15 protein-coding genes and 1 pseudogene are annotated in these 14,278 nt (G+C 68.2%); 7 read left to right on the top strand and 9 right to left on the bottom strand.

What is annotated here, in order from left to right:
• Nucleotides 1-30 precede the first annotated feature (30 nt).
• A complete protein-coding gene (locus tag BLR99_RS04190; RefSeq protein ID WP_017438261.1) occupies nt 31-1,008 on the bottom strand; it encodes a 2-keto-3-deoxygluconate permease in 978 nt (325 codons plus the stop codon).
• Nucleotides 1,009-1,158: 150 nt separating this feature from the next.
• On the opposite strand from BLR99_RS04190, the pseudogene BLR99_RS04195 reads away from it, so the two are divergent.
• Together BLR99_RS04195 and BLR99_RS04200 are read left to right on the top strand one after the other, a co-directional pair.
• Nucleotides 1,159-1,928: pseudogene (locus tag BLR99_RS04195) on the top strand (SDR family oxidoreductase).
• A gap of 45 nt (nt 1,929-1,973) precedes the next feature.
• Entirely contained in the window at nt 1,974-2,825 is an 852-nt protein-coding gene (locus tag BLR99_RS04200; protein ID WP_017438260.1) for a fumarylacetoacetate hydrolase family protein, read from the top strand.
• A gap of 36 nt (nt 2,826-2,861) precedes the next feature.
• On the opposite strand, the gene ftsY is transcribed toward BLR99_RS04200, so the two are convergent.
• Entirely contained in the window at nt 2,862-4,157 is a 1,296-nt protein-coding gene (gene ftsY / locus BLR99_RS04205; protein ID WP_048857629.1) for a signal recognition particle-docking protein FtsY, read from the bottom strand.
• Nucleotides 4,158-4,186: 29 nt separating this feature from the next.
• Between ftsY and BLR99_RS04210 the strand changes: the two genes are divergently transcribed.
• The 4 genes from BLR99_RS04210 to coaD all read left to right on the top strand — a co-directional run bounded on the left by BLR99_RS04210 (nt 4,187) and on the right by coaD (nt 8,297).
• On the top strand, nt 4,187-5,641 hold the full coding sequence (locus tag BLR99_RS04210) for a M16 family metallopeptidase (RefSeq protein ID WP_048857628.1): 1,455 nt from the start codon (nt 4,187-4,189) through the stop codon (nt 5,639-5,641).
• Between the two features lie 27 nt (nt 5,642-5,668).
• Nucleotides 5,669-7,030, top strand: a complete 1,362-nt coding sequence (locus BLR99_RS04215; RefSeq protein WP_011796903.1) for a M16 family metallopeptidase — start codon at nt 5,669-5,671, stop codon at nt 7,028-7,030.
• Nucleotides 7,027-7,656, top strand: coding sequence for a 16S rRNA (guanine(966)-N(2))-methyltransferase RsmD (rsmD, locus tag BLR99_RS04220; protein ID WP_048857627.1), 630 nt, complete (start codon nt 7,027-7,029; stop codon nt 7,654-7,656). Before BLR99_RS04215 ends, rsmD begins: the two co-directional genes overlap by 4 nt.
• A gap of 137 nt (nt 7,657-7,793) precedes the next feature.
• Nucleotides 7,794-8,297 carry a pantetheine-phosphate adenylyltransferase gene (gene coaD / locus BLR99_RS04225; protein ID WP_011796901.1) on the top strand — a complete coding sequence of 168 codons (504 nt, stop codon included), beginning with the start codon at nt 7,794-7,796 and terminating at the stop codon, nt 8,295-8,297.
• A gap of 22 nt (nt 8,298-8,319) precedes the next feature.
• Here the strand turns inward: coaD and BLR99_RS04230 are convergent, their stop codons facing one another.
• From BLR99_RS04230 to BLR99_RS04255, 6 genes are all read right to left on the bottom strand, one after another.
• Nucleotides 8,320-9,399: a zinc-binding metallopeptidase family protein gene (locus BLR99_RS04230; protein WP_011796900.1), complete on the bottom strand. Its 1,080-nt coding sequence runs from the start codon at nt 9,397-9,399 to the stop codon at nt 8,320-8,322.
• A 170-nt stretch (nt 9,400-9,569) separates the two neighbouring features.
• Entirely contained in the window at nt 9,570-9,884 is a 315-nt protein-coding gene (locus BLR99_RS04235; RefSeq protein WP_011796899.1) for a BON domain-containing protein, read from the bottom strand.
• Between the two features lie 112 nt (nt 9,885-9,996).
• Nucleotides 9,997-10,551, bottom strand: coding sequence for a ferritin-like domain-containing protein (locus BLR99_RS04240; RefSeq protein WP_017438030.1), 555 nt, complete (start codon nt 10,549-10,551; stop codon nt 9,997-9,999).
• A 98-nt stretch (nt 10,552-10,649) separates the two neighbouring features.
• The gene (locus BLR99_RS04245) at nt 10,650-11,045 is read right to left on the bottom strand and encodes a hypothetical protein (RefSeq protein ID WP_017438031.1); all 396 of its coding nucleotides are present in this window, start codon (nt 11,043-11,045) and stop codon (nt 10,650-10,652) included.
• 47 nt (nt 11,046-11,092) lie between these two features.
• Nucleotides 11,093-11,257, bottom strand: a complete 165-nt coding sequence (locus BLR99_RS04250; protein WP_011796896.1) for a DUF1328 domain-containing protein — start codon at nt 11,255-11,257, stop codon at nt 11,093-11,095.
• Nucleotides 11,258-11,522: 265 nt separating this feature from the next.
• Nucleotides 11,523-12,863: a sensor histidine kinase gene (locus BLR99_RS04255; protein WP_017438032.1), complete on the bottom strand. Its 1,341-nt coding sequence runs from the start codon at nt 12,861-12,863 to the stop codon at nt 11,523-11,525.
• 145 nt (nt 12,864-13,008) lie between these two features.
• On the opposite strand from BLR99_RS04255, the gene BLR99_RS04260 reads away from it, so the two are divergent.
• A complete protein-coding gene (locus tag BLR99_RS04260) occupies nt 13,009-13,641 on the top strand; it encodes a response regulator (RefSeq protein WP_011796894.1) in 633 nt (210 codons plus the stop codon).
• Between the two features lie 232 nt (nt 13,642-13,873).
• Here the strand turns inward: BLR99_RS04260 and BLR99_RS04265 are convergent, their stop codons facing one another.
• Entirely contained in the window at nt 13,874-14,269 is a 396-nt protein-coding gene (locus tag BLR99_RS04265; RefSeq protein ID WP_011796893.1) for a response regulator, read from the bottom strand.
• Between the last annotated feature and the right edge of the window lie 9 nt (nt 14,270-14,278).

A 14,278-nucleotide genomic window follows, 5' to 3' on the forward strand; every position in this document is an offset into this window, starting at 1 on the left:
AAATGGATTTTTTGCTTTATCGTTCTGATTTCATGATGGTTGCCCATCCATGGCGTGAATCCGGGGCGCCACCCGGGAAGCCCACCATGTGGAGGCGAGCGGAACCAGCACCGCGGTGATCACGACGCATGCCGCGACCAGCGCCGTCGCGGATGGCGCTACGGTAGCGAACTGCGGTGCTGCCTGGGCGACGAGGTGCGGCGTGGCCACTGCCGCGCCCGCGGTGCTGGACGCGGCGATGCCCGCAGTGCCGCGTCCGCCGCCGATGAAGATGTCCGCCAGAACGAGGGCCGTGCCCGAGACGGCCATGACGGCCAGCGCCATCGCGATGCCCGGCATCCCGGCTTCCACCACCACGCGCAGGTCGATCGTGTTGCCGAGTGCGAAGGCGAAGAAGGGAATCAGGACGCGCGTGGCAGGAGAGAAGAAGCTTCGCAGTTCGGGATCGAGATTGCCGAGCACGAAGCCGGCGATGAAGGGAATGGCCACGCCGACCAGCAGGCGGGGCTCGAATGCGGCGAGGCCGGTGGAGCCGAGGATGAGCATGGTCACCAGCGGCCCCGATTCCAATCCGATCAGCACCGAGACGCCCGCTTCTTCGCGGGTTCCGTGCTCTTCCATGATCGACGCATAGAGGCCCCCGTTGGTCATGTCCAGCGCCGCCACGACGGCCAGCACCGACAGCCCGGCGAAGAATCCGGTGCGCAGGCCGTCCACAGGAATCCACAGGGGGAGCAGCCACGCAGCCAGCCAGGCCGTGCCGATCTTGGCGCCGACCAGCGCCCCTGATTTGCGCAGCAGGGCACCCGTGGCCCGCAGATGGATGGACGCCCCGAGGCAGAACATCCAGACGGCCAGTATGGGCACCACGCCGGAGATCAGCCCCTGCGTGAACGAGCCGTAGTACTTGCCGGTGTCCGGCCGTACTGTGTGGAGCGCGGCTCCCAGCAGGAGCGGGACGAGCATCATGCCGCCCGGTATCTTTTCGATGGTGGATTTGATTTTCATGGTGATGTATTGAGCTGGCCGCTCAGCGGGAGCATATTGCGGGGTGCCTTGGGAACGGTGCGCTTTGCCAGCGGAAATAGCGCCGTTCATTAATGGAGTGGATTAATTGTTTTTTGCCTGATTGACTCGGCTTTTCTGGAGGGAGCTTCGATGCGACGTTTGCAAGGAAAAACCGTCCTGGTCACCGCCGCGGGCCAGGGCATCGGCAGGGCCAGCGCCCTGGCGATGGTCCGGGAGGGGCCGAGGCCTGGGCCACGGACATCGATGACCAGGCCCTGGCCGAGCTCGCTGCCGAAGCGGCCCTCGAGGACAGCCCGCCCCTGAGAACGGCCCGCCTGGACGTGCGGGACAGCGCAGCGGTCCACGCCTTCGCCGGGCATACCGGCCGGGTGGACGTGCTGTTCAACTGCGCGGGCTACGTGCACCACGGCGACATCCTCGCGTGCGAGGAGAAGGATTGGGATTTCACTTTCGATCTGAACGTCAAGTCCATGTACCGCACCATCCGCGCCTACCTGCCGTCCATGCTCGCAGGAGGGGGCGGCTGCATCATCAACATGGCCTCGGCGGCGTCCAGCGTGAAAGGCGTGCCAAACCGCTTTGCCTACGGTGCCTCCAAGGCGGCGGTGACCGGACTGACGAAGGCGCTGGCGACCGACTATGTCCAGAAGGGCATCCGCTGCAATGCCATCTGCCCGGGCACCATCGAATCTCCCTCGCTGCGAGGGCGCATCCGGGAGCAGTCCGCGCGCTCCGGTGCCGATGAGGCCGAAGTCCGGGCCGCCTTCGTCGCGCGGCAGCCGGCCGGTCGCCTGGGGCGCCCCGAAGAGGTGGCCGCGCTGGTGGTGTATCTCGCGAGCGACGAGGCCTCCTTCACGACCGGCGCCATCCACATGATCGACGGTGGATGGTCCAACTGACGCAGGTTCGCCGAGAATGTCCGGCAAACCCGTCTGGAGATACGCATGAAATTGGTACGTTACGGCCAGCCTGGCCGGGAAAAGCCCGGACTCGTCGATGCCGAGGGCCGGATACGCGACCTCTCGGGGCATGTGTCCGACGTGGATCCCGACCTGCTGTCGTCGCCCGAAGCCTGGGCGTCGTTGTCCAGCCTCGATCCTGCGAGCGTGCCCGTGGTGGATGGGAGCGTGCGCTACGGTCCCCCCGTTGCCCGTGTAGGCAAGATCGTCTGCGTGGGGCTCAACTACGCGGACCACGCGGCGGAAACGGGGGCGCCGATCCCGGCCGAGCCCATTCTTTTCCTGAAGCCGAGCTCCTGCATCGTCGGGCCGGACGATACCGTGGTGATTCCCCGCGGCTCCACCAAGACCGACTGGGAGGTCGAACTGGGCGTGGTGATCGGCCGCAAGGCCTCGTATGTCGCCGAGGGCGATGCGATGGACCACGTGGCGGGCTACACGGTGGTCAATGACGTATCCGAGCGGGCTTACCAGATGGAGCGCGGAGGCCAGTGGGACAAGGGCAAGGGATGCGACACCTTCGCGCCCATCGGCCCCTGGCTGGTTTCGAAGGACGAGGTGCCCGACCCGCAAAACCTCCGCCTGTGGCTCGATGTCAACGGCCGGCGCTACCAGGACGGCAGCACGCGCACGATGATCTTCCCGGTGGCCAGGCTGGTGAGCTACATCAGCGAATTCATGTCGCTCATGCCGGGCGACATCATCAGTACCGGAACGCCGCCCGGCGTGGGCCTGGGCCAGAAGCCGCCGGTGTACCTGAAGGCGGGCGACACCATGCGGCTGGGCATCGAAGGCCTGGGCGAGCAGACGCAGGCCACGCGCGCCTGGGCGCGCTGATCCGTTCCGTGCTCCGGTTCCGGTGCGGGCCCTGCCTCAGGCGAGCAGGGCCTGCGCGAACTCGCGGGCGCTGAAGGTTTCCAGGTCTTCCAGCTTCTCGCCGACGCCGATGAAATACACCGGTATGGGGCGCTCCTGCGCGATGGCTGCCAGCACGCCGCCCTTGGCCGTGCCGTCGAGCTTGGTGACGATGAGCCCGGTGAGCTGCAGCGCGTCGTCGAAGGCCCGCACCTGCGCGAGGGCGTTCTGGCCCGTGTTGCCGTCGATCACCAGGAGCACCTCGTGCGGTGCCGTGCCATCGGCCTTGGTGATGACGCGCTTGATCTTCTGCAGCTCCTGCATCAGGTGGAGCTGCGTCGGCAGCCGGCCCGCCGTGTCCACCAGCACCACGTCCTTGCCGCGTGCCTTGCCGGCGCTCACGGCATCGAAGCTCACCGCGGCCGGGTCGCCGCCCTCCTGGCTCACGATTTCCACGGTATTGCGGTCGGCCCATACGCCGAGCTGCTCCCGCGCGGCGGCCCGGAAGGTGTCGGCCGCCGCCAGCAGGACCGCGGCGCCTTCGGTGGCCAGGTGCCTGGTGAGCTTGCCGATGGAGGTGGTCTTGCCGGCCCCGTTGACGCCGGCCACCATGATCACGGTGGGCGTGTGGCGTCCGATCTCCAGGGGTTTCTCGAGCGGGCGCAGCAGGTCGGCCAGCGCGTCGGCGAGCAGCCCCTTGACCGCCGCGGGATCGGTGGCCTTGGATTCCTTCACGCGCCGCCGGAGGTCCTGCAGCAGGTGTTCGGTGGCCTTGACGCCCGTGTCGGCCATCAGCAGCGCTTCTTCGAGTTCGTCGTAGAGCGCATCGCTGATCTGCGTTCCGGTGAAGACCGTGGCGATGCTGGTGCCCGTCTTGCGCAGTCCGTTCTTGAGCCGGTCCAGCCAGCCCTTGCGTTCCTGTCCGGCTTCCTGCATGGGCACGGATGCGGAGACCGCCGGCGCCGGCGGCATGGTGGGCGGCGGGGGCACCGGAGCATCGGCGGCAGGGAAGGGCCCCGGCATCGGCGCTGGCGCAGAGGGCGCCGGAGCGGCTGCGGGGCCCGGCTGCGGCGGAGCCGGCGCGGCTGGATCCTGCGGAGCAGGGGGCTTGGCGAAGGGATTGCGCAGCCAGCCGAAGGTGCCGGGGGGAGCGGCGGTGCCTGGCGTCCCGGCGGCCGCAGGTCCGGCCTCCGGCTCTGCGGGCGTGGAGACAGGCATGGCATCGGGCAGGGCCGGGGCAACGTCGGCCGGTGCTGGTGGCGGGGTCTCCGCAGCGGGAGCAGGAGCTGGCTTTTTCTTGAAAAAACTGAACATTGGCAGGTTCTTAGAATCGCACCCATTCTATGAAACGCGCACTCACCCTCCTGGGCCTGCTGGCCTGCGTGCATGCCGGGGCCCAGCCCCCCGCTGTCGCCACGTCCTATCCCTCGCCTGCGTCGGCGCAAGGCTCCCAGCCCGGGGCCCGGGCGCCCGGCGTGCATCAATACACGCTGCGCAACGGCATGCAGCTGTTCGTGCAGACCGACCGGCGCGCGCCCACCGCAGTGCACATGGTGTGGGTGCGGGTCGGCTCGATGGACGAGGTGGACGGCACATCGGGCGTGGCCCACGCCCTGGAGCACATGATGTTCAAGGGCACGAAGACGGTGCCGCCAGGACAGTTCTCGCGCCGCATCGCCGCGTTGGGCGGACAGGAAAACGCGTTCACCAACCGCGACTACACGGGCTACTACCAGCAGATTCCCGCGAAGCGCCTCGCGGAAGTCATGCGCCTGGAAGCCGACCGGTTCGCGCACAACCAATGGCCGGACGCGGAGTTCAGCAAGGAGATCGAGGTCATCAAGGAGGAGCGGCGCATGCGCACGGACGATCAGCCGCGCGCGGCCCTGATGGAGCAGCTCAACGCCGCCGTGTTCACGGCGTCTCCCTACCGGCGGCCGGTGGTCGGCTGGATGAGCGACCTGAATGCGATGACGCCGGACGATGTCCGCGCGTTCCACCGCCAGTGGTACGTGCCCGCGAACGCCGCCATCGTGGTGGCCGGCGACGTGGACCCGGAAGCCGTCCGCAAGCTCGCCGAGGACACCTACGGCCGCATTCCCGCAGCGGCGGTACCGGTGCGCAAGCCGCGCACCGAGCCGGCCCAGCGCGGCCTGCGCCGCATCGATTTCAAGGCGCCCGCGGAACAGGCCTTCGTCGCGATGGCGTTCCGGGTGCCCGGGCTGCAGCGGCTGGAGCAGCTCACGGATTCCGACCGCGATGCGCTGGCGTTGATGATGCTTTCGGGCGTGCTCAGCGGCTACGACGGCGCACGGCTGGAGCGCTCTCTCACGCAGGGGGCCGACCGCGTGGCCGACGGAGCGGACAGCGGTGCCTCCGTCATGGGCCGGGGGCCGAGCCTGTTCCTGTTGAGCGGCGTCCCCGCGGGTGGCAAGACGGCGCAGCAGGTCGAGGCCGCGCTACGGGCCGAGGTGGCCCGCGTGGCGCGCGAAGGGGTGGGCGATGCCGAACTCTCGCGCGTGAAGACGCAGTGGGCGGCATCCACCATCTATGCACGCGATTCGCTGCAGGCGCAGGCGAGCGACCTGGGCAGCAACTGGGTGCAGGGCCTGCCGCCCGACGCCGACGCGCGGCTGCTGGCGCTGCTGCGCGAGGTGACGCCGGCGCAGGTCCAGGCCGTGGCCGGCCGCTATTTCGGCGATGACCAGTTGACCGTGGCCACCCTGGTGCCACAGCCGGTGGCCCCCGGTTCCCGCCGTCCCGCCGCTCCCGCGAGCGCCGACGGACGCATGCACTGACGCGCCGCCGGTCGGAAGGAATTTCCCATGATGCCCCTTGCAATCAAAAAAGCCGCCCTCCGCGCGGCATTCGCCGCGGCGGCAGGCCTGCTGGCCGCGCAGTCCGCCTGGGCGCTGCTGCCCATCCAGCATTGGACCGAACCCAGCGGCGCACGCGTCTGGCTCGTCGAAAGCCCCGGTATTCCGATGGTGGACGTGCAGGTCGATTTCGATGCCGGAGCACGGCGCGATCCTGCGCCGCAGGCCGGCCTGGCGGCGGCCGTGGCCGCCATGTCGTCCAAGGGCGTGCGCGCCGACGGGGCCGAACCCGCGATGGACGAGAACGCCCTGGGCGAGGCCTGGGCCGATCTGGGCGCGAGCCTGCAGGCGTCCGCGGAGCGGGACGGCTTCAGCTACGGGCTGCGCTCGCTCACCGATGGCGGCCTGCTGGACCGCGCCGCCCGGCTGGCCGCGCGGCAGATCGCCCAGCCGGCCTTCGCGCAGGATATCTGGCAGCGCGAGCGCGCGCGCTGGAGCGCCTCGCTGAAGGAAGCCGAAACACGGCCCGGCACGGTGGCCGCCAGGGCTTTCTCGCAGGCCGTCTATGGCTCCCATCCCTATGGCCAGCGCGCCACGCCGGAGACGCTGGCGCGCATCGAGGTCGCGGACCTGCAGAAATTCCACGACCGCTACCTGCAGGCCTGCCGGGCGCGCGTGAGCATCGTGGGCGCCGTGAACCGGGAGCAGGCCCGCGCCCTGGCCCGGACGCTGCTCTCGCGCCTGCCGGCCTCGGATGCCTCGGGCTGCGCCGCGCTGCCTCCGGTGCCGCCCGTGCAGCCGCTGGCCCAGGCGCGGGAGGAGCGCATTCCCTTCGCCTCGGCCCAGGCGCACGTGCTGATCGGCCAGCCCAGCTTTCCGCGCAAGGACCCCGACTTCCTCGCGCTGCTCGTGGGCAACCACATCCTGGGCGGCGGCGGCTTCACGTCGCGGCTGACCGAGGAGGTGCGCGAAAAGCGTGGCCTGAGCTACAGCGTGTACAGCCAGTTTTCCCCCGGGCTGGATGCCGGCCCCTTCGTCGTCGCGCTGCAGACGCGCCCCGACCAGGCGGAGCAGGCCGTGCAGGTCTCCCGCGACGTGCTCGCCCGCTTCGTCGCCGAAGGGCCCACGGCCGCCGAACTGCGCGCGGCCAAGGACAACCTGATCGGCGGCTTCGCGCTGCGCATCGACAGCAACCGCAAGCTGCTGGGCAACGTGGTGAACATCGCCTGGAACGATCTGCCGCTCGACTATCTCGAGCACTGGACCGACCGGGTGGAGGCGCTGACCGCGGAGGACATCCGCGCGGCGATGGCGCGCAAGCTGCAGCCTGCGCGGATGGTGACCGTGGTGGTCGGCGGGAGCGCGCCATGAGCCCGGCGCCGCGCAGGCCTGCCGCGCCCCAGCGCCCTGCGGCGAGCTCAGGGGCCCGGCAGGGCGGGCACGCCGGTGCGGGCGAAGTGCGCATCATCGGCGGGCTCTGGAAGCGCACGCGGTTGCCGGTGCCGTCGCGCCCGGGGCTGCGGCCCACGCCGGACCGGGTCCGGGAAGCCCTCTTCAACTGGCTGGGGCAGGACCTGTCCGGATGGCGCTGCGTCGATGCCTTCGCCGGCACGGGCGCGCTCGGCCTGGAAGCCGCGTCCCGCGGAGCGGTGGAGGTGCTGCTGGTGGAAAGCGACGCGGCCCTCGCCGATCAACTGCGGCGTTCCTGCGAAAAGCTGGGCGCCGCTGCGGCGCGGGTGCAGCGGGGCGACGGCGTTGCCGTCCTGCGCCAGCGTGCGCCGGGCTCCGCGCACCTGGTCCTGCTCGATCCGCCTTTCGACGGCGGGCTGTTCGATGCGGCCCTGGCCGCTGCCGCGCCGGCGCTCGCGGAGGATGGATTCATCTACCTCGAGGCTCCGCAACCCTGGAACGATGCGGCGCTGGCACCCCTGGGCCTTGCCATCCATCGCCACCTGCGGGCGGGGGCGGTGCATGCCCACCTGATCCGCAAGGTTTAGCGCCCCCTCGCGCGGCGGGGCGCCATGCCATGGCCCATGGGCCGGATGCGCCTTTTCGTGCCCGCGCTGCCCTTGGCGCAGGAGCGCCGCAATAATCCGCTCCAACCGAATGCTTTCAATCCAGGAGATCCGCCGCCATGGTCCAGAACGTCATCGCTGTCTATCCCGGCACCTTCGATCCCATCACGCTGGGCCATGAAGACGTGGTGCGCCGCGCGACCCAGCTGTTCGGCAGCGTGATCGTGGCGGTGGCCGCGGGCCACCACAAGAAGACGCTGTTCAGCCTGGAGGAGCGCATCGCGATGGTGCGCGAGGCGGTCCAGCCCTATCCCCAGGTGCGGGTGGAGAGCTTCTCCGGCCTGCTGCGCGACTTCGTGGTCGCCCGCGAGGGCAAGGCCATGGTGCGCGGCCTGCGTGCCGTGACCGACTTCGACTATGAGTTCCAGCTGGCCGGCATGAACCGCAGCCTCATGCCCGAGGTCGAAACCGTCTTCCTCACGCCGAGCGACAAGTACCAGTTCATCAGCAGCACGTTCGTGCGCGAGATCGCCGTGCTGGGCGGCGAGGTGGACAAATTCGTTTCTCCCGGAGTCTGCCAGCGCCTCGCCGCCAAGGTCCGCGGGATGGCTCCGGCCCCCTGAGGCCACGCGCCGTGGCGGCGCGTCAGGCGGTGGCGTGCACGATGTCGTGCACGAAGCGCAGCTTGGCCAGCGCGCCGGACGACAGCGCGAACGGGTAGGCATCCTGCTGCCCGAGGCTGCGGTTCAGGCTGTTGAGCAGCAGCGTCAGGGGCACCCATTCCTGCACCATCGCGTCGAAGTCCGGCCGGTCGCTGGCGAATGGATTGCCCACGCGGTAGGTCTGGATGGCGCCGTTTTCGGGGATATCGAGGCCCGTGTGATAGCTGGCGGCCGTCTCCAGCAGATCCACCATGTGCAGGTAATGGGCCCAGGTCTCGGCCCAGTCTTCCCAGGGGTGGGCGGTGGCATAAGCGCTCACATGGCGTTCGCGCCACGCGCCCAGGTGCGGACTGCTGGCGTAGTAGGCCTGCAGGGCGGCGCCGTAGTCCTGGCGCTCGTCGCCGAAGACCGCGCGAAACTCTTCCAGCCGGCCGGAGCCCAGCAGCAGATGGTCCCAGTAGAAGTGTCCCGATTCGTGCCGCAGGTGGCCCAGCAGGGTGCGGTAGGGTTCGTGCAGGGCGAGCCGCCGCCGGGCCCGTTCATCGTCGTCCGCCTCGGCCACGTTGAGCGTGATCGTCCCGGCGGCGTGTCCCGTCATCACGGGTTGGCCGGGCTGGTCGGCCAGGAACTCGAAGACCGGGCTTGCACCGTCCGGCGCGGGCTGCAGGCCCAGGCGCGCGAGCGTGTAGTAGAGCTGCCGCTTGGCATGCTCGATCTGTTTCCAGCGGCGCAGGTTGGCAGGTTCGGAAAGGTCGGGAAGGATGCGCGTCTGGCGGCAGGACCCGCACAGCTGCTGCGGATCATCGGCCGCCACCGCGAAGTTGCAGGCGGCGTGCGCTATCCGGTTGTGGCAAAGCCGGTACAGCGGTGAAGCGCTGCCCTGGCGGCGCGACGGCACCCGCTGCCACAGGTCGGCATCGCCCTGCAGGCCCGGCACGGCCGGCACCAGGGCAGCCATGGTCAGCTGGTCGGGCAGGAACGCCAGCTTCGCGCCGCAGTGAAGGCACTGGACGCTGTCGAAGAAAACGAGATGACCGCATTGGTCGCAATTGAAAACCTGCATGGTCGCGGAGCATAGGGCCTGTAGGCCTCTTCGTACGGCTCTGGGCGAACCGCCTGGCGCGTGGATGCCCTGGGCGGCTGTGCAGAAGGCGGCACAAGAAAAACAGGCTCCGTGAGGAGCCTGTCTGCAAAAGGTGGGGCCGGGCAGGAAGGTCCGCCGGCCCGCTTGCGTCAGGGACGCACGACGATGCTGTTGCGCACTTCGCGCACGTGCTTGGTGTTGCGGGCGATGGCTTCCGCGCGGTCCTTCTCGGCCTGCGACTTGGCGAAGCCGGACAGCTGCACCGTGCCGTTCAGCGTTTCCACGCTGATGGACGTGGCGGAGACCGACTTGTCTTCAGCCATCTTGGCCTTCACGGCGGTGGTGATGCCGGCGTCGTCCATGTAGGAGCCCACGGTCTGCTGGTCACGCGCCACGGAGCATCCGGTGGTGACGATGGTGGCGCCGGCGAGGGCTGCGAAGGCGAGGGCACGAGCGTACTTCATGGTTATTTCCTTGGTTTGGTTGAGAGAACACGGGTGCTGGGGACATCCTTCGGTCCGCCGGCTTTCTGCACCCTCCTTGCCGGTGGACCGTCTGCCAGGGCTGGCCGCTCCTTCAGCGGTGCAGCCAATCCTTGAGTTCGTCGGCATGCTCTTCCTCGTCGGCGAGGATGCCTTCCAGCATGCGGCGCGTGGTGGGATCCTTGTCGCCGATCAGGGTGATCATCTGGCGGTACGCTTCCACTGCGATGCGTTCCGCCACGAGGTTGGCGCGCACCATGGCCTTCAGATCGGAGGACTCGTCGTACTGCGCGTGGCTGCGTTCTTCCAGCGTGCGGGGCCGGAAATCCGGTTCGCCGCCCAGTTGCACGATCCGCTGGGCAATGAGGTCGGCGTGGGCCGCTTCCTCGTTCGCGTGCACCAGGAATTCCGCGGCGATCGCGGGGGACTCCAGACCGTCGGCCGTGAAATAGTGGCGCTTGTAGCGCAGCACGCACACGAGTTCGGTCGCCAGGGCATCGTTCAGCAGCTTCACGATGGCGTCGCGGTGCGGACCGTACGCAGGTGTGACGGCACCTTCGTCGAGGTCCTGGGTGGCCGCGTACCGAAGGGCTTTTTCGTCCAGGGTGAGCGATGCAGTTACCGTAGTTGTGGGGTTCGGGATGGTCATGGAGCGCCCGTGGAATGTTTTTGTGGATATGGGGCGGGCCGGTGGTGGAGGGCTGCTGGAGGCTTCCGTTTCCGGTCCCGCGTCGGGAGGCCGGGAGATCAGTAGTCGCGGCTGCGGGGGCGGCGTGCCAGCATGCACAGCGTGGCCACGAAGGCGCCTGCCGCCGCCGCAATGGCCAGCGACTTGCCGGGCTGTTCCGCGACGTAGCGGGCGGTGGCATCGGCGGCCTGGTTGAATTGCCGGCGGGCGCGCTCGCTGGTGTCGGCGCAGTAGGCGATGCCGCGGGACGCAAGATCCTGGGCCCGGGCGGCGAGATCGTCGATCACGGGGTCCACGTCGCTCTGCAGCTCCCGCACCTTGCGTTCCGCCTTGTCCAGGGTCTTGTTGGCTGCATCACGGGTGGTGCGCACGGCATCCTGGGCGTTGTCCAGCATGTCGCCGGCCACATCGTGCGCGGTATCTGCAGCCTTGTCGGCGAATTTTTGTGCTTCCATGGTTTCTGTTCCTCAGGTAGTCGGGTCGTCAGGGCGGGGCGGTGCGGTCAGCCGCGCTTGAGCAGGCTCAGCACGAAGGTGACGACGGCCATGATCACGAACACGAAGAACAGGATCTTGGCGATGCCGACGGCGCCCGCTGCGATCCCACCAAAGCCGAAGAGTGCGGCGATCAGTGCGATCACCAGAAAAACGACTGCGTAATGCAACATATCTTTCTCCTCTTGGACCGGAAGGCCGGTCGGTGGTTGGTCGATGGCGCTGTCGCGTTGGCGCCTGGGATCCAATGTAGATTTGGGGGCGCACCCGGGCTGCCGGCCCCTGGCGCGCTGCGCTGTAGGACGCGGCCGACCGCAGGCGCGCCCCCTGCGCAGCGTCAGGAGACGGGAGGAAGAAGCCGGGGGAAACGGTAGGAGAAGCGCTGGACACCGGCACGGAGCCGGCGGTGAAGGGACGCGCGCTGGCGCGCCCCAGCATTCAGTGCACGACGGGCAGCACCGCGGAAACGAGCGTGCCTTCGTTGGCCTCGGAGGTCACCGTCAGGCGCCCGCCGGCGGCCTCGACGCGGTGGCGCATACCCATGAGCCCGTGGGCGGAGGCGTGCACCTTGCTGGTGTCGAAGCCGGAGCCGTTGTCGCGGATCTGTACCGCCACATGGGTGGGATAGTTGTGCACGGCCACCAGCACCTTGGTGGCATTGGCGTACTTGCCGATGTTGGTCAGCGACTCCTGCACCATCCGGTAGATCGTGAGCTGCACAGCCTCCGGCAGGTCCACCGGCTCGAGGTTGAGTTCCACCTCCACGCTGCTGCGCTGCTCGAATTCGCGCGCCAGGATCTCCAGCGATGCGGTGAGCCCCAGGTTGAAAAGGGACGAAGGCCGGAGGTCTTCGATGATCCTGCGCTTGAGGGCGATGCCGCTGTTCAGGGTTTCGGTGAGGTGCTTGAGCCGCTCGGCGATCTCGGGCGACTGGGCATCGATCTTCGACTTCAGCCGCGCGACGTCGAGCTTGGCCGCCGTGAGCAGCGCTCCCAGCTCGTCGTGCAGTTCCCGGGCCAGGTGGCCCCGCTCGTCCTCGCGCACCTGCTGCAGGTGGTTCGCCAGTTCGGTCAGCGACGCGGTGCGTTCGCGCACCAGCAGTTCCAGCCGGTCGCGCTCGCGCTGCAGGGCCTGCTGCTCCCGTTCCTGGGCGGTTTGCAGGGCGCTGGCCTGGCGCAGGTACATGTAGAACGCGAGCAGGCCGATCACCACGACGGTAGCGATGCCGATGCGCGAAAGCGTGAGCGAGTGGAGGATCTCGTCGGTGTGGTGCGTGGAGCGGTCCGCGCTGCGCTGCGCGAGGCGGCCGGACAGCGTGCGGATGGCATCCATGTTCTCCTTGCCGACATCGGTGGAGAGGACGAACTTCCATGCGTCGTCGTTGTTCTGGCGGCGCAGGCGCAGGCTCAGGTCCAGTTCGGACATCTTGCGGGAGATCTGCCGGGAGAGCTGCGTGAAGTCTTCCTGGTCTTCGGGGGAGTCCCGGTAGATGCTCCGCAGCTCCTCGAGATTGGCATCGATGGTGGCTGCCGCCTTCTGGTAGGGCTGGAGATAGCGGTCGTCGCCCGTGAGCAGGTAGCCGCGCAGGCCCGTTTCCGCGTCCAGCATGTTCTGCATCATGCGGTTGAGCGCGGCCCGGGTCGTGTAGGTGCTCGACAGTGCGCGCACGGCCTCGTTGGACCGTGCGTATCCGGCTTCATTGATGCCAACCAACGCAGCGGCTGCCAGCAGCGCCAGGGGCAGGCTGACGGCCATCTTGCGAAAATTGGACCAGCGCATATGTATGTTTCTCCGAAAGAGATGGGGGTGAATTCTGGATAATGTCACCAGCCTGCGGCGATCGCTGCAGGCACGCTCCCGCAACGGTGGATGGGCCACCTGACCAACGATGGGCAGCCCAGCTGCCTCTTGAAAGAAACTCTCAATGATCAAGATCGGCATTGTGGATGACCATGCGATTGTCCGCTCGGGATTGCGACAATTTCTGTCAGAACATGTAGACCTTCGCGTAGTCGGCGAGGCCGCGAACGGCCGCGAAGCCATCGACCTCGTGCGCAACCACGAGATCGACGTGCTGCTGATGGACCTGTCGATGCCCGGCCAGAGCGGCCTCGATGCGCTGGCCATGCTGCGTGCGAAAGCGCCGGACATGGGCATCCTCATCCTGAGCGGGTACCCCGAGGAACACTACGCGATCAACCTCATTCGCCAGGGCGCCAGCGGCTACCTGAACAAGGAATGCGACCCCAAGGAGATCGTGGAGGCCATCCGCACCATCTCGCTGGGCCGCCGCTATCTCACGCCGGCCGTCGCGGACCTGCTCGCGCAACAGCTCAATCGCAAGGACGACGCGCCTCCGCACGAGCAGTTGTCCGAGCGTGAATTCCAGGTCTTCCTGAAGCTGGCCAAGGGCGAGACAGCGGGCGACATCGCCAAGTCGCTGTCCCTCAGCGTCAAGACCGTGAGCACGTACCGCACTCGCCTGATGGAGAAGATGGCGCTGTCGTCCAACAGCGACCTGACCTACTACGCGCTGAAGAACAAGCTGATCGATTGATCGCCGGCTGTGGAAAGCGTCCCGGCGTAACCGATTCGCGAGGCCCCGGGCGCTTCCCTTCCGGCCATTGGCGCGGCCCGCCTGGCGGGCGGCGGCATGCCCGGACAATGGTTCGCCACGCGTGCCAGACCCCGGATGGAGTGACTCCATCCGGGGTTTCGTGTTTCATGGGAAGGAGGCCGCGCGCAGCGGGCCGGAGGCCACGAGGCGTGGCGGGAAAACGATTGCGGGATCAGGCGTTGTTGGCCGACTTGCGCAGCGCGCTGTGTTCCACGCAGTAATCCACCAGGGCGTCTATCTCGTTGGATTTGTCGAATACGGCGTCCACGCCGAGCTGGGCGCAACGTACGCGGACATCAGGGGTGGCATAGTTGCTGAGGACGACCATCTTCTGGCGCGTTGCCCGGTCGCGGCAGGCCGCGAGGATGCCCAGGCCGCTGCCCTGGCGAAGGAAGAGGTCCACGATGGCGAGATCCCATTGCTCGGGATGCGTGGCCAGCCACTCCTTCCCCTCGTCCTCCGTCTCGGCGACACCTACGGCCTCGACTTCCGCCAGCTCCTCCAGCGTGCCGATCAGGTTCTCCCGGATCGTGGCGTTGTCTTCGACGATATAAGTGCGCAGTTTCACTGTGAGGCC

This window comes from Paracidovorax citrulli, from assembly GCF_900100305.1.
Lineage (GTDB): Bacteria > Pseudomonadota > Gammaproteobacteria > Burkholderiales > Burkholderiaceae_C > Paracidovorax > Paracidovorax citrulli.